This window comes from Pseudomonas sp. ADAK7 (assembly GCF_012935675.1).
Taxonomy (GTDB): Bacteria; Pseudomonadota; Gammaproteobacteria; order Pseudomonadales; family Pseudomonadaceae; genus Aquipseudomonas.
This window is the reverse complement of sequence record NZ_CP052861.1, coordinates 6,758,701-6,776,409: the sequence shown is the minus strand read 5'-3', so window position 1 is coordinate 6,776,409 and position 17,709 is coordinate 6,758,701. Positions and strand designations below refer to the sequence as shown.

Annotated in this window: 7 protein-coding genes; 3 read left to right on the top strand and 4 right to left on the bottom strand. The window is 63.6% G+C overall.

From position 1 onward, the window contains the following. Positions 1-8 precede the first annotated feature (8 nt). Entirely contained in the window at positions 9-1,064 is a 1,056-nt protein-coding gene (locus HKK53_RS30945; RefSeq protein ID WP_169373894.1) for a permease, read from the top strand. Between the two features lie 111 nt (positions 1,065-1,175). Here the strand turns inward: HKK53_RS30945 and mnmH are convergent, their stop codons facing one another. The 3 genes from mnmH to HKK53_RS30930 all read right to left on the bottom strand — a co-directional run bounded on the left by mnmH (position 1,176) and on the right by HKK53_RS30930 (position 14,133). After that, complete coding sequence (mnmH, locus tag HKK53_RS30940) at positions 1,176-2,279, bottom strand: tRNA 2-selenouridine(34) synthase MnmH (RefSeq protein ID WP_169373893.1); 1,104 nt, start codon at positions 2,277-2,279, stop codon at positions 1,176-1,178. Further along, on the bottom strand, positions 2,279-3,313 hold the full coding sequence (gene selD, locus HKK53_RS30935) for a selenide, water dikinase SelD (RefSeq protein ID WP_169373892.1): 1,035 nt from the start codon (positions 3,311-3,313) through the stop codon (positions 2,279-2,281). The genes mnmH and selD overlap by 1 nt, the downstream gene beginning before the upstream one ends. 368 nt (positions 3,314-3,681) lie before the next feature. Beyond that, a complete protein-coding gene (locus HKK53_RS30930) occupies positions 3,682-14,133 on the bottom strand; it encodes an autotransporter-associated beta strand repeat-containing protein (protein WP_442962297.1) in 10,452 nt (3,483 codons plus the stop codon). A gap of 516 nt (positions 14,134-14,649) precedes the next feature. On the opposite strand from HKK53_RS30930, the gene HKK53_RS30925 reads away from it, so the two are divergent. Then, a complete protein-coding gene (locus HKK53_RS30925) occupies positions 14,650-15,606 on the top strand; it encodes a nucleoside-specific channel-forming protein Tsx (RefSeq protein ID WP_169373890.1) in 957 nt (318 codons plus the stop codon). A 9-nt stretch (positions 15,607-15,615) separates the two neighbouring features. After that, positions 15,616-16,650 carry a purine-nucleoside phosphorylase gene (locus tag HKK53_RS30920; RefSeq protein WP_169373889.1) on the top strand — a complete coding sequence of 345 codons (1,035 nt, stop codon included), beginning with the start codon at positions 15,616-15,618 and terminating at the stop codon, positions 16,648-16,650. Between the two features lie 94 nt (positions 16,651-16,744). On the opposite strand, the gene HKK53_RS30915 is transcribed toward HKK53_RS30920, so the two are convergent. Then, positions 16,745-17,701: a quinone oxidoreductase family protein gene (locus HKK53_RS30915; RefSeq protein ID WP_169373888.1), complete on the bottom strand. Its 957-nt coding sequence runs from the start codon at positions 17,699-17,701 to the stop codon at positions 16,745-16,747. Between the last annotated feature and the right edge of the window lie 8 nt (positions 17,702-17,709).

The following is a 17,709-nucleotide window of genomic DNA, read 5'->3' as shown; positions in this document are numbered from 1 at the left end:
ACCTCGCCATGTCGCTCTCATCCGCAGCAGTCCCTTCCCGGGGCTGGTCGTTCTGGTGGAAACCCGCCCTGTTCCTGCTGATCGCCTGCGTCGGGCTTTACTACGTCAAGTGGTCGCCCTACTACCTCAAGGCCTTCGTCGCTGCTGACAACCACAGCATCGGCGCCTCAATCATCAATGACCAACTGTCCGATCCCCTGAGCGCCGCCCTGGCGTATGCCAAGGTGTATTTCCTGGCGATCTGGAAAGCCGCGGTGCTGGCGGTGATCCTCGGTTCCCTGCTGCAAGTGCTGATTCCGCGCGACTGGCTGCTGCGCCTGTTCGGCCGCGCCGGTTTTGCCTCTACCCTGCGCGGTGGATTGTTCGCCCTGCCCGGCATGATGTGCTCGTGCTGCGCCGCCCCGGTAGCCGCTGGCATGCGTCGGCAGAATGTGTCGGTGGGTGCGGCGCTGGCCTTCTGGATCGGCAACCCGGTGCTCAACCCGGCCACCCTGGTGTTCATGGGCTTCGTGCTCGGCTGGGGGTTCACGGCGTTGCGCCTGGTGGCGGGCATCGTGCTGGTATTCGGTGTGTCGCTGGTGGCCCAGCGGATCGCCGGCCCGGAGACCTTGCCTGAAGCCGCCGTCGAGGCCGTGGTCGATGCCAGCGAAACCAACACGCAACCGTTCCTGACCCGCTGGGGCCGGACGATCTGGCAACTGTTCTGGAGCACCATCCCGATCTACATGCTGGCCGTGCTGGTGCTGGGTGCGGTGCGGGTCTGGGTGTTTCCGCACATCGATGGCGCCATGGCCAACAGCCTGTTGTGGCTGGTGCCGCTGGCGATCATCGGTACGCTGTTCGTGATTCCGACCGCCGCCGAAATCCCCATCGTGCAAACCATGATGACCCTGGGCATGGGCACCGCCCCGGCCGTTGCGCTACTGATGACCCTGCCGAGCATCAGCCTGCCGTCGCTGCTGATGCTGCGCAAGGATTTCGATACGCGGGTACTGGTGAGCGTGGCGCTGATGACCATGGGGATCGGGGTGGTCAGCGGGTTGATCGGGGCTGCGTTGCTATAGAGATTTGGCGTCTGTGAGGACGCCTTCGCGGGCAAGCCTCGCTCCTACAGGATGTGGAAATATCCTGTAGGAGCGAGGCTTGCCCGCGAAAGGGCCCGCAAATCCACCGCATCACTCCCGTCGGGTAACCCGCTCCCGCAGATAGTCAAACACCGCCTCCCGCTCCCCGGCAAACTCGATCCGCGCGCCCTTCTTCTCGCGCTGAAACGCATACATCGGGTCGTAATACTCGCTAAGCAACCCTTCGATCCAGCCCCGGTGCAAGTCCACCGCGCCACTGCGCGCCTGCTCAGCCAAGGCATCTTCCATCAACAGCAACATCCGCCGATGACGTTCCCCGCCCAGGCGCTTCTGCACATTGTTCAGACTCTCCAGCAAGCGCTCGGAAAACAGCGCAAAGCCTTCCTCGCCATGCACGCCGATGAACTCGGCACACAGGTCCACCACGTAATCACGCAGGATCCGCTCGACGCGCCCTTCCAGGCTGTCTTCCAGCCAGACCATCGGAAATTGCTGCATGCCCTGATACAACGGCAGCGGCAAGGCACAACTGCCGACCGCGCGGCTCTCGTCTTCCAGCACGAATTGTTCGATGCCACGGGCGCGCTTTTTCAGCACATCCACCGCCAGACGGTTTTCAAAGTCGATGTTGGAAGGTTGGCCGGTGGCGCGTTTGCCGAAGCTGGAACCCCGGTGATTGGCGTAGCCTTCCAGGTCCAGCCCATTGTTCAACTGCGTCAGCACTTCGGTTTTACCGGTGCCAGTCATGCCGCCGAGCAAGACGAAATCGCACTCGGCCACGGCGTTATCCACGGTGTCCAGCAAAAAGGTGCGCATGGCCTTGTAGCCACCGCCGACCCGCGGATAGTCGATGCCCGCCTCGTCCTTGAGCCACTGCTGGACGATCTGCGAACGCAAGCCGCCGCGAAAACAATACAAATATCCGTCTGGATGAGCCCGGGCAAAATCTGCCCAGGCCTGAATGCGTTCGGCCTTGATCTCGCCGGATACCAATTGATGCCCCAGGGTGATGGCCGCTTGTTGGCCGTGTTGCTTGTAGCACGTGCCGATTCGTTGCCGCTCGTGGTCATTCATCAGCGGCAGGTTGATCACACCGGGGAACGAGCCTTTTAGGAACTCGACCGGCGCGCGGGCATCCATCATCGGCCGGTCGTTGAGAAAGAGGTCGCGGTAATCGGTGCAGTCGATAGACATCAAAACACCTCGACCGCGTTGGTCTGTCGCTCAACCAGTTCGCCGATTGGCTCAAGGCTCAGGCCCAGCTCGGCGGCGACCGCGAGGAACTGTTCGTTACCCTCGGGCGTGACCGCAATCAACAGGCCACCGCTGGTTTGCGGATCGCACAGCACGCGTTTGTGCAGCTCTTGCAGGCGCCCGAGTTTGCTGGCGTAGCTGTCGAAGTTGCGCAAGGTGCCACCAGGCACACAGCCCTGTTCGAGGTAATACTCGACGCCCGCCAGACGCGGCACGCGGTCGTATTCGATGCGCGCGGTCACGTTGCTGCCATCGGCCATTTCCACCAGGTGCCCCAGCAAGCCGAAACCGGTGACGTCGGTCATCGCGGTGACGCCGTCGAGTTTGCCGAATCGGCTGCCGGGCTTGTTCAGGGTGCACATCCAGTCCCGGGCCAGGCCGATGTCGGCGTGGCGCAACTTGCCCTTCTTCTCGGCGGTGGTGAGGATGCCGATGCCCAAGGGTTTGGTCAGGTACAACAGGCAACCGGCGGTGGCGGTGTCGTTGCGTTTCATATGGCGTTTTTGCACCAGACCGGTGACGGCCAGGCCGAAGATCGGCTCCGGGGCGTCGATGGAATGCCCGCCGGCCAGGGGGATGCCCGCCTCGTCGCAGATCGAACGGCCGCCGCGTATCACTTCCCGGGCGACTTCCGGGGCCAGCACATTGACCGGCCAGCCGAGGATCGCAATCGCCATCAACGGATCGCCGCCCATGGCGTAGATGTCGCTGATCGCATTGGTGGCGGCGATGCGGCCGAAGTCGAACGGATCGTCGACAATCGGCATGAAGAAGTCGGTGGTCGAGACCACGCCGCGCTCATCGTCGATGGCATACACCGCCGCGTCATCACGCGAGGCGTTACCGACCCAGAGCTTGGGATCGAGGTTCTGCGCGCCGCTGCCGGCCAGAATCACTTCCAGGACCTGGGGCGAAATTTTGCAACCGCATCCTGCGCCGTGGCTGTATTGGGTCAGGCGAATCGGCTCGCTCATGGTGTGCACCTCGTAGAATCAATGCGGGCGATTCTAGCAGACGATCGTTCCCATGCTCTGCGTGGAAATGCAGCCCGGGACGCTCTGCGCCCTATCAATACCGCAGGCAAAAAAAACCGCCCTTGCGGACGGCTAATACACTTCGACCATGATCCTCGCCTAATTCAAGACCCGAACGCGGAGCGTCCGTTGAGGCATTCCCACGCAGAGCGTGGGAACGATCACCGCCCTTGCGGACGGCTAATACACTTCGACCATGATCCTCGCTTAATTCAAGACCCGAACGCGGAGCGTCCGTTGAGGCATTCCCACGCAGAGCGTGGGAACGATCACCGCCCTTGCGGACGGCTAATACACTTCTACCGCGATCAGAAACCGAGGGTGAAGCTGACGGTCATCGCGTGATCCTCGTTTTTGCTCGCGAGCTGCCCCGAATAGCCAAGACCGAGTTTGCCGGTCTTGCTGACCTGGAAGTCCACGCCGGCTTCCAGCATCGCGCTGTCCTTGGCAATCGGTACCCCTTGAGTGCTGAACGAGGCACCGCCATCAATGAAGCTCAGGTCAGCATCCGGTTTGGTGTCGCCGAAGGCATGGCGCCAGCCGATGGCCGCACGCGGGGTGAATTGCCCGCCGTTGGCCAGGGTGATGACTTTGCCGGCACGCAGGCCCAGGGTGGAGAAGGTGATGTCCTGGCTGGAATCAGCCTTCAGGCGCCCTACTCCGCCTTTTTCATGCACGGTGTCGCTGTCGTAGTTGACGTAAGCCAGGCCGGCGAACGGTTCCAGCGCCAGGCCGGCCGCTTCGACGGTGTAGCCCACTTCACCGAATACCTGGGCACTGCGGGCGTCGTAGTCACCTTCCAACCGGTCGTTGTAGCCGCCGACGCTGACGTCGCGCTTGGTTTCAATGTCGTGCCAGCTGTAAGCGGCGCCCAGGCGTACGGCCAAGGCGTCGAACTGCGAGTTGAGGTACGCGGCCAGGTGGTAGCTGTCGACTGTGGCGTCAGAACGACGGTCATGGGCGTCCAGGTCGCTGCGGGTGTAACCGGCGGCCATCCCGGCACGCCATTGATCGTCGATCTGTTTGTCGGTGCCGAGCATGAAGCCGCTGAGGTTGCGATCCAGCTTGGCGGTGTTGCTGTTGCCATCCATCTCGCCCCAGGCACCGAGTGCGCGCATCCAGCCGACCATTTCGCCGTGGCAGCCGCCACTGGTCAGGCGATTTTCGCTAGGTGCCAAGGCACGGCGCGGATCGTCTGGCCCACTGCAGGACGGTTGGCGCATACGGTCGTTGACGGCGTCGCGGATGTAGCGCGAGTCCTCGAGGATCGCGCTGGCGGTGCTGGCGTGAATCTCCCCGGACAAGCTGTCGAATGCCGCGCGGGCGCCGCCCGTGCTCAGGTTGATGATTTCGTTCTGCAATGCCGCACCGGCCAGGCCATTGCGGCTCAATGCCGAAGCCACGCCGCGCTGATTGCCGGTTGCCGCTACGTCGGCGAAGGAGGTCTGGTTGCGACTGACGGCCAGATCGACTTCGTTGGCGCGGTAGATCAGCGCGGTATCGAGGAACGCGGTATCCGGCAGATCGGCAGCGCTGAACGTTCCGTTGACACCGCCGTCCGCCGTAATCAGCGCATAAGTGGTGTTGCCGGTGAACGGCACCAGGTTGTTCACCACCAGGCCGCCATCGAGGGTCGCGGTGCCACCCACCACCAACGGAGTGATGGTCGGCGAGGTGAGCGTCAGCGCCAGCAGACCGTCCGGGGCGTTGGCCAGGTTGCCCGTCACTCTCAGGATCTCGCCGTTCGCACCGGACGAGAACACCCCATGGTTGATCACCCCACCAACGCTGCCGTTACCGGTCAGGGCGGCGCCATTGAACACGGTGACCTGCCCGGCCAGCGTCGCCGGTGGATCACCGACGATCAACAGGCCCTGCTCGACTTCAACGGTGCCACTGAACGGATGATCACCCTCTAACAGCAGCGATCCGGCGCCTTGCTTGACCACATCACCGGTACCGCTGAGTACGCCGTTGAAGAACCCGTTGTTGGCCTGGGCAAACATCACCCGCGCATTGTTGAGGATGCGACCCTGCAAGCTGGTGGTGTTACCGACCAGCGTACCGCCGCTGACGGTGGTGCCGCCGCTGTAGGTGTTGGCGCCACTGAGTACCAGGATGCCGGAATCGAGTTTCTCGATCCCGCCCGTGCCCACCAGGGGTGCCGAGATTTCGCTGGTCACGCCGCCGTTGATCCGAACGGCGGCCAGGCTGCCATCGGCTGCGTTGGTCGGAGACAGACTGCCGTCCGTCCCGGCAACCAGGCGATACCCGCTGTCGAGGACCTGCAACCCGGTGAAGCCCTGGTTACCGACCACCGTCACCGTGCCGCCCTGCCCGCCAAATATCGCGAACCGACGAGCCGAACCCTGGCTTTCCGTACCACCGGCATTCGTCCAGTTGGTGCCCGAGCCCCAGATACCATCACCGCCGCTGATCGTCCCGTCAGCGTTGGTCTTGCCACCGTTCCAGAACTGCGCTTCACCGGCGCTGCCTTGCACCAGCAGATTAACCTGATTGGCCAGCGCGGTTTGCAGGGTCAGGCTGGCCGGCAATACACCACCGGGCAGCGTGCCGTAGGCCAGGCCATTGTCAGTCAGGTCGCCGCCGTAGCGGAACAGTTGATAGACGCCGGTGCCGAAGCCGCCGGCATCGCTGACGTTCAGTGTGCCGTCGAGGGTCAGGTTGCCGGCGACGTTGACCACATTGGTGGAACTGGTCGCTGAGCCGAGACTGAAGTCCAGGTTTGTGCCCGAAGACAAGGTAAGGGCGCCGAACGACAACGGCGTAACGCTGCCACCGCCAACCAGGGTCGCGCCGCTGGCCAGTTGTACCGCACCAGTGAGTTGGCCAGTGCCACCGATTTTTGCCCCGCTCGCTACGTTCACATTCGCGCTGTTGAGCGTGCCGTTGACCAGCAACGAGCCAGCCTGGACGTTGGTGTCGCCCGTGAGGCCGTTGGTGCCGGTGAGCAGCAAATCGCCGCTGCCGTTTTTGGTCAGCGTGCCGCTGCCTGTGAGGTTACCGGTGTAGCTGCCGTTGCTGGTTTGCTCGAAGGTCAGTGCCGCGTTGTTAAGGATCGCGCCTTGCAGGCTGGCAGTGTTGCCGCTGGTGCTGCCGCCGTTCAGGGTGGTGCCGCCGCTGTAAGTATTGGTGCCGTTGAGCAACAACGCGCCGTTGCCGTTTTTCACCAGGCTGCCGGTGCCAATAATGACGCCACTGAGGGTGGTGTCCTGGGTGCCGGCCAGGGTCAACTGCCCGCCGAGGTTGATCGCGTTAGCCAGTTGCAGGGCCGCGGCGCTGTCCAGTTGCGCGCTGCCACCGACGCTGAGTGCGCCGGTGCCGATGGCGCTGTTATTGCCGAGGACCAGGGATCCGGCGTTCAACTGCGTGCCACCGGCGTAGGTGTTACTGCCATTGAGGGTCAGGCTGGAAGCGCCGTTCTTGATCAGGCTGCCGGTGCCGCTGACGACACCCCCGAGGGTCAACGCGTTGGAGCCGGCGACGCTCATGCCACCGTTCAATACCACTGCGTTCGCGAGGCTGACGGCAGCGTTGCTGTCCAGCGTGGTGCCGTTGGCGGCAGTCAGTACGCCACTGCCCAGTGCCGCGTTATTGCCCGCCACCAGGGTGCCGCCGTTCAGCGCAGTGCCGCCGGTGTAACCGTTGACGCCGTTGAGCACCAGGGTGCCGGTGTCGTATTTGCCCAGAGTGCCGGCGCCGTTGATTGCCACGCCGAGGGTCGCGGTGTTGTTCGGATCGACGCGTAAGGTCGCGTTGCCCAAGCCACCGTTGACCAGGTTCAGTGCGCCCGCCGTGCCGTTAACCAGGCTGTAGCCGTCGGTGACGAACTGCATGCCAGTGATGCTTTGCGTGCCGTTGACCGTGACCGTGCCCGCCGTGCCTTGGAATACCGCAAAGCTGTTGGCCCAGCCCAGATTGACGGTGCCATCGACATTGGTCCAGTTGGTGTTGCCACTGCCCCAGGTGCCGCTGCCGCCATCGATTGCACCGTTGCCTACCGCTTGCGTGCCATCCCAGAACTGTACGGTGGTGTTGGGTGCGGTGACCAGCAGGTTGACCTGATTGCCTACGGCGGTCTGCACTTGCAGATCACCCGGCGCTACGCTGCCCGGCACGCTGCCAACCAGCAGACCGTTATCGGTCAAGGCGCCGGTGTAGTTGATGATGCGATACACACCGCTGCCGAAGCCGCCGATATCGCTCACGTTCAAGTTGCCGTCGAGGGTCAGGTTGCCGCCGACATTGATCAGCGCATTACCGCCACCGGACACCGGCACACCGAGCCCGACGTCAAGGTTGGAGTTGCCGCTCAAGGCCAGCGAACCCACCGATAAAGTGCTGCCGGTGGCCAGTGCGACGTGACCGCCATCGGCGACGTTCACTGCGCCAAGGAGGCTACCGCTGCCGGCCAATGTGCCGCCGCCGTTGACCGCGACATTGGCGCTGGCCAGGGAACCGCTGACATTCAGGGTGCCGCCGTTGACGCTGGTGTCGCCCGTCAGGCTGTTGATGCCAGTGAGGGTGAACGTGCCGCTGCCGAGTTTGTCGAGCAAACCGCTGCCATCGAGCACACCGTCAAAGGTGCTGCTGACATTGCCGCCGCCGAGGCTTAGCGTGTTGCCTGCGCCGACCTGCGCCGTGCCGCTGCCGGTCAGGCTGGCGAGGCTGCCGGAAGCACCGAGGTTGAGGCTGGTGCCCGCCCCCAGATTGACTCCGGCGTTGTTGCCCAGGGCCGTGGCGCTGGTAGTGCTCAAGCTGCCGCCGAGGACGTTGAAGGTGCCGCTGAAGGTGTTGTTGCCGCTGAGGGTCAGGTCCGCCGCGCCGTTTTTGCTCAGGCTTCCGGCACCGGCGACGATGCCGGACAGGGTCAGGTTATTGACACCGGCTACGTTCAGCGCGGCGTTGACGTTGACGTTGTTGGCGACGCTGAGCGCCGAGCTGTTATCCAGTGTCGAAGCGCCGGCGACGGTCAATGCGCCAGTGCCCAGCGCCGTGGCGTTGCCGAGGGTCAGGGTGCCGGCGTTGAGGGTCGTATCGCCCTGATAGACGTTGACGCCGTTAAGGGTCAGGTTGGCCGCGCCATTCTTGCTCAGGCCGCCGGCACCACTGATCACACCGCCGAGGGTCAGGTCATTGCTGCCGCCCACCGCCACGCTGGCATTCAGGCCAACGTTGTTGGCCAGGCTCAGCACCGTGTTGTTATCCAGCGTCGAAGCGCCACTCACGGTCAGGTTGCCCAGGCCCAGGCCCGAGGCATTGCCGACTGTCAGGGTCCCGGCGTTCAGGTCGACACCGCCGAGGAAGCCGTTGGTGCCATTGAGCACCAGGTTGGCCGCGCCGGTTTTGCTCAGGCTACCGGCACCGTTGACGGCACCGGCGAGGGTCAGGTCAGCGGTGCCGGCGACGGTGAGGTTGCCTGCCAGGTTGATCACGTTGCCGACGGTCACCGCTGTCGCGGCGTCCAGGGTGGTGGCGTTGGCGGCGTTCAGCGCACCGGCACCGAGTGCCGCGTCGGAGGCCAGCACCACGCCACCGGAAAGCAGGCTCACCGGGCCGAGGAAGCTGTTATTGCCGCCGAGGGTCAGGTTGGCCCCGCCCGCCTTGACCAGCCCCCCGACGCCACTGATCGCGCCGTTGAGGGTCAGGGCATTGCTGCCACCGATATTCAGGTTACTCGCCAGATCGACGGCATTGCCCAGGGTGACGGCGGCGTTGCTGTCCAGAGTGGTGCCCGAAGCGGTGGTCAGCACACCGCTGCCCAGCGCCGTGTTGTTGCCCACGACGAGTGTGCCGCCATTAAGCAAAGTGCCGCCGGTGTAACTGTTGGCACCGTTGAGCACCAGGGTGCCGCTGTCGAGTTTGGCCAGGGTGCCAGCGCCGTCGATGGCGACGCTGATGGTCGCCGTGGAGCCCGGATCAACCCGGATCGCCGTGTTGCCGCTGGTGCCATTCACGGCGGTCAGTTTCCCCGCCGCGCCGGTCAGCACGTTATAGCCGTCAGTGACGAACTGCATGCCGGTGAAGGCCTGCGGACCGAGCACTGTCACGTTACCCGCCGTGCCTTGGAAGATTGCAAAGTCGCTGGCCCAGGTCTGATTGGTCAAGCCATCGACCGAGGTCCAGTTGGTGCTGCCGGCACTCCAGGTGCCGTTGCCGCCGTCCACCGAACCGTTTGGAATGGTCTGGCTGCCGTCCCAGAAACGCAGGTTCGCGTTAGGCGCGGTCACCAGCAGGTTGATCTGGTTACCGACCGATGTTTGCAGCGCCAGGTCCGCCAGGCTGTAGCCAATCGGGGTCGCACCGACGTTCATGCCCAGGTTCAGCAGGCTGCCGGTGTAGTTGATCAGGCGATACACGCCAACACCGAAACCACCGGCGTCGCTGACGTTGAGCAGGCCGTCCAGGGTCAGGTTGCCGCCGATGTTCAGCAGCGAATTGGTGGACGGTGTGCCGAGGGCGACGTCCATGTTGGAGGTGCTGTTCAGGGCCAGCGAACCGACCGACAAGGTGTTGCCGCTGCTCAAGCCCAGGTGACCGCCGTTGTTCACGTTCAACGTGCCCAGCACCGAACCGGTGCCGGTCAGGGTCGCGCCACTGTTGACGTTGACGTTGGCACTGCCCAGGGAACCGCTGAGGTCCAGGGTGCCGCCGTTGACTGCGGTGTCGCCGGTAAGACCGTTGATACCGGTGAGGTTGAGGGTGCCGGTGCCGACTTTAGTCAAGCTACCAGGACCGGCCAGGCCACCGTCAAAAGTGCTGGTGGTATTGACGCCACCCACTGACAACGTGTTGCCCGAACCGATCAGCACATCGCCGCTGCCGTTGAGGCCGGCAAGGCTGGCATCGGTGCCGAGGTTGAGGCTGGCGCCGGCACTGATGTTGGCGCCAGAGGTGTTGCCCAATGCGCCGGTGCTGGCGGCGGTGACGCTGCCGGACAGAATGTTCAACGCCCCGGTGAAGCTGTTGTTGCCACTCAAGGTCAGGTCAGACAGGCCGTTTTTATTCAGCGCACCGGCGCCATCGATGACGCCACCGAGGTTCAGGTTGTTGTTGCCGGCCACGTTCAGGTCGGCATTCAGGGTCACGGCGTTGGCCACGGTGAAGGCTGCGCTGTTGTCCAGGGTCGAAGTGCCGCCGACGATCAGCGCGCCAGTGCCTAGCGCCGCGCCGCTGCCCAAGGTCAGGCTGCCGGCATTCAGGGTGGTGTTGCCCTGGTAGGTGTTGACGCCATTGAGGGTCAGGTTGGACGCGCCGTTCTTGATCAACTGGTTGGTGCCGCTGACGACGCCGCCCAATGTCAGGTTCGAGGTGCCGCCGACGGTCAGGTCGGCATTCAGCGCTACGTTGTTGCCCAGGCTGGCCGGGGCGTTGCTGTCCAGAGTCGCCGCGCCGGCAACGATCAAACCACCAAGGCCGAGTGCCGAGCCGTTGCCGACGGTCAGGGTGCCGGCGTTCAACGTGGTGCCGCCGAGGAAGCCGTTGGCACCGCTGAGCACCAGATTGCCGGTACCGTTTTTCACCAGGCTGCCCGCGCCGTTGACCAGCCCGGTCAGGGTCAGGTCGGCCGTGCCGCCGACGTTAAAGGCACCGGCCAGGTTCACCTGGTTGCTCAGGCTCACGGCGGTGTTGCTGTCCAGCGTGGTGTTGGCCGCCGCGTTCAAAGCACCGGCGCCCAAGGCGCCGCTGGCACCGACGATCAGCGTGCCGTTGTTCAGCGCCGTGGAGCCGAGGTAGTTGTTGGCGTGATTGAGGGTCAGGTCGGCCGCGCCGTTTTTGATCAAGCCGCCGATACCGCTGACGGCACCGTTGAGGATCAGCGCGTTGGTGCCGCCGAGGGTCAGGTTGCCGCCCAGGTTGACTGCGTTGGCCAGGGTGGTGGCGGTGCTGGTGTCGAGGGTGGTGCCGCCCGACGCGTTCAACGCGCCACTACCGATTGCGGTATTCGAACCGACGATCAGGGTGCCGGCGTTTAGCGCCGTGGTGCCGGAATAGGTGTTGGCGCCGTTCAGGGTCAGGCTGGACGCGCCGGTTTTGATCAGCCCGCCCAGACCGCCGATGACGCCGCCGAGGGTCAGGGCATTGGCACCGCCGGTGGTCAGGTTGGCGTTGAGGTTGATCGCGTTGTTCAGGGCCAGGGCCGAGCTGCCGGTGAGCGTGCTCGCGCCGCCTACGGTCAGGGCACCGGTGCTCAGTGCATCGACATTACCGACGGTGATGCTGCCAGCATTCAGCGTGGTGCCACCCTGGAAGGTGTTGACGCCGTTCAGCGCCAGGTTCGCCGCGCCGTTCTTGATCAACTGGTTGGTGCCGCTGACCACGCCGTCGAGGGTCAGTTGGTTAGTGCCGCCGACACTCAGGTCGGCGTTCAGCGCGATGTTGTTGGCGATGGCGACACCGGCGCTACTGTCCAGCGTCGAAGAACCGGCCACTGTCAGCACACCGCCGCTCAAGGCATTGGCGTTGCCCACGGTCAGGGTGCCCGCGTTCAAGGTGGTGTTGCCGAGGAAAGTGTTGGCGCCGTTGAGGGTCAGGTTGGCCGCGCCGTTCTTGATCAGCCCACCCGTGCCGCCGACCACGCCGCCGAGGGTCAGGTTGGCGGTGCCGCCGAGGGTCAGGTCACCGGTGGTGTTCACCGCGTTGGCCACTGCGACGGTGGAGCTGGCATCCAGCGTGGTGCCCGCCGCCGTGTTCAAGGTGCCCAGGCCCAGCGCCGTGTTGGAGCCGAGAATCAGGGTGCCTGCGTTCAGTGTGGTGTTGCCGGCGTAACCGTTGTTGCCGCTGAGGTTCAGGGCGGCGCTGCCGTTCTTGATCAATCCGCCCGCGCCATTGATGGCGCCGGTCAGGCCCAGCGCCTGGGTGCCACCGAGGGTCAGGTCGCCGCCGAGGTTGACCGCGTTGGCCAGCGTCACTGCAAGGTTGGTGTCCAGGGAAGTACCGGCCGCCGCGTTCAACGCGCCGGTGCCCAGCCCGGTGTTCGAGGCCAAAACCAGTGCCCCGGCGTTCAGCGAGGTCGGGCCCTGGTAGGTGTTGTTGCCGGTCAGGGTCAGGGTCGACAAGCCATTTTTGATCAAGCCGCTGGTGCCGGAAACCAGGCCATTGAGGGTCAGGTTGTTGCTGCCGACGACGGTCAGGTTGCCGTTCAGCGCCACCGAATTATTCAGGGTCACACCGGTGGTGGTGTTGAGGCTCGCCGCCGCGTTGACGTTCAGCGAGCCGCTGCCGAGCGCATTGTTGTTGGCCAGGCTCAGGGTCCCGGCGTTGAGGTCGGTGCTGCCGGTGTAACCAGCGTTGTTGCCGGTCAGCGCCAGGGTGCCGCTGCCGTTTTTCGAAATACCGCCCGCGCCACTGATCAGCCCGGCCAGGGTCAGACTGCCGACACCGGAAGTGCCGATGGCGCTGTTGAGCACAATGTTGTTGTTCAGGGTAATGGTGCCCGGCGCCTGCAAGACGGTGGAACCGCCGAACGTCACCGTGCCGGTGCTGAACGCCTGGTTATTGCCCAGTTGCACCGAGCCGCCGTTGAGGGTGGTGGCGCCCAAATAGGTGTTGGCACCGTTGAGAATCAATTGGCCGGTGCCGTTCTTGGTGATGCCGCCGCTGCCGCTGATCACGTTGCCGACGGTGATGGCATTGGTGCCCTGCAGCAGCAAGCCAGCAGCGCCCACGTTGATCAAGTTGCTCAACGTCAAGCCGCCAGTGCTGGCCTGCAAGCCGCCGCCATTGACGGTCAGGACGCCGCTGCCGAAGGTCGCGCTGTTGTTGAACTGGGCGATACCGCCATTGAGCGTGGTGCTGCCGCTGACCAGCGGTCCTTGCAGCGTCCAGGTGCCGCTGTTGATCGTCAGGTTGTTGAAGTTGACGTAGTTGGCGCTCGAAACAGTGCCGACCCCGGAGGTGCCGCCGCCGATGCCGATCGGGTTTTGCAGGATCAGCGAGTTGATACCGCCAGCGCCGCCGTCGATCTGGCCGGTCGGGGCGAAGGTCAGGTTGACGCCGATCAACCCGCCCAGCGCCAGGCCGATGCCGCCGCCGGCAGAGATGGTCGAACCGGTGATCGCAGTGAAGGTGTTGGTGCTGCCGTCGCCCATCGACACGCCACCGCTGATGGTGCCGGAGTTGACGAAGGTGTTGCCGCTGCCCGAAGTCTCGAAGGCCATCCGGCCGTTGATGGTGCCGGCGTTGATCACGTTGACCTGGGCGCCGCCGCGCGCCGCGACGACCGGGGTGTCGGCGGAGAACAGCGTCAGGTTCAACAAGTTCGTCGAACCGATCGTGCCGTTGTTGACGATGTTGGTGCTGCCGCCGGCGCTGTTATTGAGGTTCAACGCCATGCCGTTGAGGCTGACCAGATTGACGCCGAGCAAGTCGCCGGTGCCGCGGATAATGCCGGTGGCGGCGTTGGTGATGTTCATCACCGAGGCGCCGGCGTTGCCGATCACCGCGCCCGCGCTCAGTGCTGTCACCGCGCCCAATAACGCAGGGTCAATCAACCCCGAGTTGTTCAGCGTAATGTTGTTGCCCGTGAGGTTCAGCACCTGCCCGCCGAGGGTGGCGTTCAGTTGTGCGGCGGAGCCGACGTTGACCGTCAGGTCATTCACCGCGCTGGAAAAGGTATTGAGAAACAGCGGCAGCGAGGGCACGCCGCTACAGGTCACCGTACCGCCCGCCGCCGGGCTGCCGGGCGTACAGGCGGCCATGGCTTGAGGGCTGATGATGCCGACAAACACGCCAACCATACCGAGACGAACAGCGAGAAAAAGAGGGGAAACGCGGAAAATCGGGGCGATGACGGATCTCAAGTCCACGGGCAGTTCCTTTACGTGGTTAACCATTCTTCCTTGAAAGGCGTGCTACAGGGCCACCCTGGCCGTGAATCCAACGACACGCAAATCAAAGTACGACGCTGTACGAAACAGTTACATTCTCGACACACGTTAGTTGATGCCCGGTGATGGGGCAGAAATCCTCATGGCTCAATTAGCATTAATACTTTGGTGCGCGAGCGGTCTGCCCTGCGGATTTGCGGCGGTCTCGTCCGGCGCGCGCGCCTACGGGGATCGCGGATACCCGGGGTAAATCGTTAGCTGATCGAGAGGACAGAAAAAACCTCGATTTCTTCGAGTTTTCATGGAATTGAAACAATTGGTATGAGATGTGCAAACGTTTGCGAGTCGCCGATAACGGCATTTTCGCTACCTAACCGCGCAAGCCCGAAAAACCGGGCCTTCGATCCGCACGAAAAGGGACTTTTAATGCATCGCACGTCCAGCCGCGTGACTTGCTCGCGCTCGTTTGCTGTTTCCTTGCTACTGGCCAGCGTTACAGGACTACTCAGCAGCACCGTTTTGGCGCAACCCGTCCTCCCCGAGGAGTCAGCCCAGGGCGAAGCCCTTAGCCCGGAAGCCAACCCGCCGAAACAAGGCGCGTACCTGTCGGACTGGTTCAACCAGGACCTGACGGTCATCGGCAGCAAGGACATCAGCTTCGGCCCGCAACCCTCTGACGATGTGTACCTGGAATACGAGTACTTCGGGCGCAAGGGGCCGTTCGAGTTGTATGGCTACGTCGATATCCCGAAAATCTTCGACATCGGCAACAGCCATGACAAAGGCGCGTGGGACCACGGCTCGCCGCTGTTCATGGAGCACGAACCGCGGATCTCCATCGACTACCTGGCCGGCCGCAGCCTGGCCGTCGGGCCGTTCAAGGAATGGTATGTGGCGTTCGACTGGATCTACGACCACGGCAGCAACACCCGCAACCGCGCCAACACGCTGTACAGCGGTTTGGGCACCGACATCGACACCCACTCGCGGGTCAACCTGTCGGCGAACTTCTATGGTCGCTACCAGTGGGAAAACTATGGGGCGAGCAACGAATATTCCTGGGACGGCTACCGCGCCCAGTTGAAATACATCGTGCCCATCAGCAGCTTCAGCAATGGTGCGTCGCTGACCTACATCGGCTTCACCAACTTCGACTTCGGCTCGGACCTGCACAAGGACAACCCGGCCCGCACCGCCAACGCCACCGTGGCCACCAACGTGTTGCTGTACTCGTTTACTCATCTGCGTTTCACCCTGGTCGGCCGTTACTTCCACAACGGCGGCAACTGGGACGACGGCAGCGAGTTGAATTTCGGCGACGGTGATTTCCGCGCCCGCTCCAACGGCTGGGGTTACTACGCCGGCATCGGTTATCAATTCTAAGGAGATCTTATGAAAGCAATGACGCGTTTGTCCCTGTCCGTCGCCGTGGCCTGCGGCACCCTGCTCGCTTCCACCGCGTGGGCTCGTGAAGCACCGATCCAGCCAAAAGTGATGCTGATCACCATGTTCGCTCCCGAGGCGCAGAATTGGATCGAGCGCCTGGAACTCAAACAGGAAGTCCGCGTACCGGGCCTGTCCGCCGAGTACCCGACGATTCGTTGTAACGCGCAGCAGGTGTGCCTGATGGTCACCGGCATGGGCCAGACCAATGCCGCGGCATCGACCCTGGCCTTGGCGCTGTCGCCGAAATTCGACCTGCGCAAAAGTTATTTCCTGATCGCCGGGATCGCCGGCATCAGCCCCAAACACGGGACCATCGGCACCGCCGCGTGGGCGCATTACCTGGTGGAGTTCGGCACGCAGTGGGAGATCGATTCCCGAGACGCTCCGAAAGACTGGCCGACCGGCTACATCGGCATCAACACCCAAGGCCCGAACCAAAAACCACCGCTGGACTACAAGACTGAAGTCTTCGAGCTCAATCCGAAATTGCAGGCCAAGGCGTTTGCCCTGTCGCACAAAGTTGAATTGAGTGAGAGCAAGGAATCGGCGGCGTGGCGTCTGAAGTACCCGTCGGCCCCGGCCAATCTGGCGCCGGTAGTAACGAAGTGCGACACGTTGGCGGGCAACACCTGGTTCTCCGGCACGCGTCTGAGCGAGCGCGCCGAGGTCTGGACCAAATTGCTGACGGACAACAAAGGCGAGTACTGCACGACCCAGCAGGAAGACAACTCCACGTACGAAGCACTGTTGCGGGCCAGTCGTGAGGGCTTGGTGGATGTGCAGCGCCTGGCGGTGGTGCGCGCCGGTTCCGACTTTGACCGGCCGGCACCGGGTCAGAGTGAAGTGGATAACTTGCTCAAATACGCGGACCAGGGCGGGTTTGTGCCGGCGCTGGAGAACCTCTATCGCACCGGGAATCCGTTGGTGCAGGAGATTTTGCAGCACTGGTCGGCTTGGGAGAAAGGGGTGCCTGAGGCCTGAGTTCGGCCGGAGGACGCCTTCGCGGGCAAGCCTCGCTCCTACAGGTAGCGAGGCTTGCCCGCGAAGGGGCCCGACCATTCAACACCTCTATCGGTTACGGCAACAAAATCACCTTGTCACCACTGCCCTGATTCACCTCGGCATAACGCTCCACGCCTTGCGCCAACGACGATTCCACCAACCCCTGCGGCAACGGCAACAAATCCTGATCGAAGAACTGGCCAAACTGATCCAGCATCGCAGCACAGGCTTGAACGCCGTAGAGCAGCGAATTGATCCCCACCACCGACCCACCCTTGCGATACAACGCCAGCGCCGGCAATTGCACATGGCCGTCCACCGGTGCGGCAATGATCGCAATGCGGCCGAACGGCGCCAGCGCCGCAACCGAAGCCGGCAGCCAGAACCCCGTAGTGTCGAAGATCACGTCCGCGCCACCGGCATACACGGCATTCACTTGGGAGCCGAGGTCTTCGGGCTTGTCCAGTTGCAGGGTCTGATAACCCTGGGCCTGCAATTCCTCGACCTGCTCCACCCGCCGCGCCGCCGCCAGCACCTGAGCGCCACGCACCTTGGCCAGCGCCAGCGCCGCACTGCCCACCGCCCCGCCACCGATCACCAGCAAGCGTGTGCCCGCCGTCACCAGGCTACGTTCCAACGCATCCCAAGCCGTGGTGTAGGGCACGCCGAGGCTGGCGGCCTGGGCGAAACTCAGGTGCGTCGGTTTCAGCGCCACGCCGTTGGCCGGCAACTTGACGAATTGCGCATGGGAGCCGTCGGCGAAAAAGCCCAGTTCACGGCCGGTGCCCCAGACCTCCTGACCGATCAACGCTTGCGGCCCTTCCACCACCACCCCGGCGAAATCCCGACCGGGAATCCGTGGCAAGGTGGTGTAGGGAAAACGCCCGAGCACGTTCTTCACATCGCTGGGGTTGAGGCCGGCAGCCTTGATCTGCACCAGCACTTCACCATCGCCGGCCACAGGGGTGGGGACCTCGACGTAGCGCAGGGCCGAGAGATCGCCGGTCTTGTCGAATTGCAAAGCTTTCATGGGGGAAG

What these genes read in the sequence shown, in the direction of transcription:
- HKK53_RS30945 (WP_169373894.1), top strand. Translation starts at nt 9, where the DNA reads ATGTCGCTCTCATCCGCAGCAGTCCCTTCCCGGGGCTGGTCGTTCTGG.
- mnmH (WP_169373893.1), bottom strand. Translation starts at nt 2,279, where the DNA reads ATGTCTATCGACTGCACCGATTACCGCGACCTCTTTCTCAACGACCGG.
- selD (WP_169373892.1), bottom strand. Translation starts at nt 3,313, where the DNA reads ATGAGCGAGCCGATTCGCCTGACCCAATACAGCCACGGCGCAGGATGC.
- HKK53_RS30930 (WP_442962297.1), bottom strand. Translation starts at nt 14,133, where the DNA reads ATGGTTGGCGTGTTTGTCGGCATCATCAGCCCTCAAGCCATGGCCGCC.
- HKK53_RS30925 (WP_169373890.1), top strand. Translation starts at nt 14,650, where the DNA reads ATGCATCGCACGTCCAGCCGCGTGACTTGCTCGCGCTCGTTTGCTGTT.
- HKK53_RS30920 (WP_169373889.1), top strand. Translation starts at nt 15,616, where the DNA reads ATGAAAGCAATGACGCGTTTGTCCCTGTCCGTCGCCGTGGCCTGCGGC.
- HKK53_RS30915 (WP_169373888.1), bottom strand. Translation starts at nt 17,701, where the DNA reads ATGAAAGCTTTGCAATTCGACAAGACCGGCGATCTCTCGGCCCTGCGC.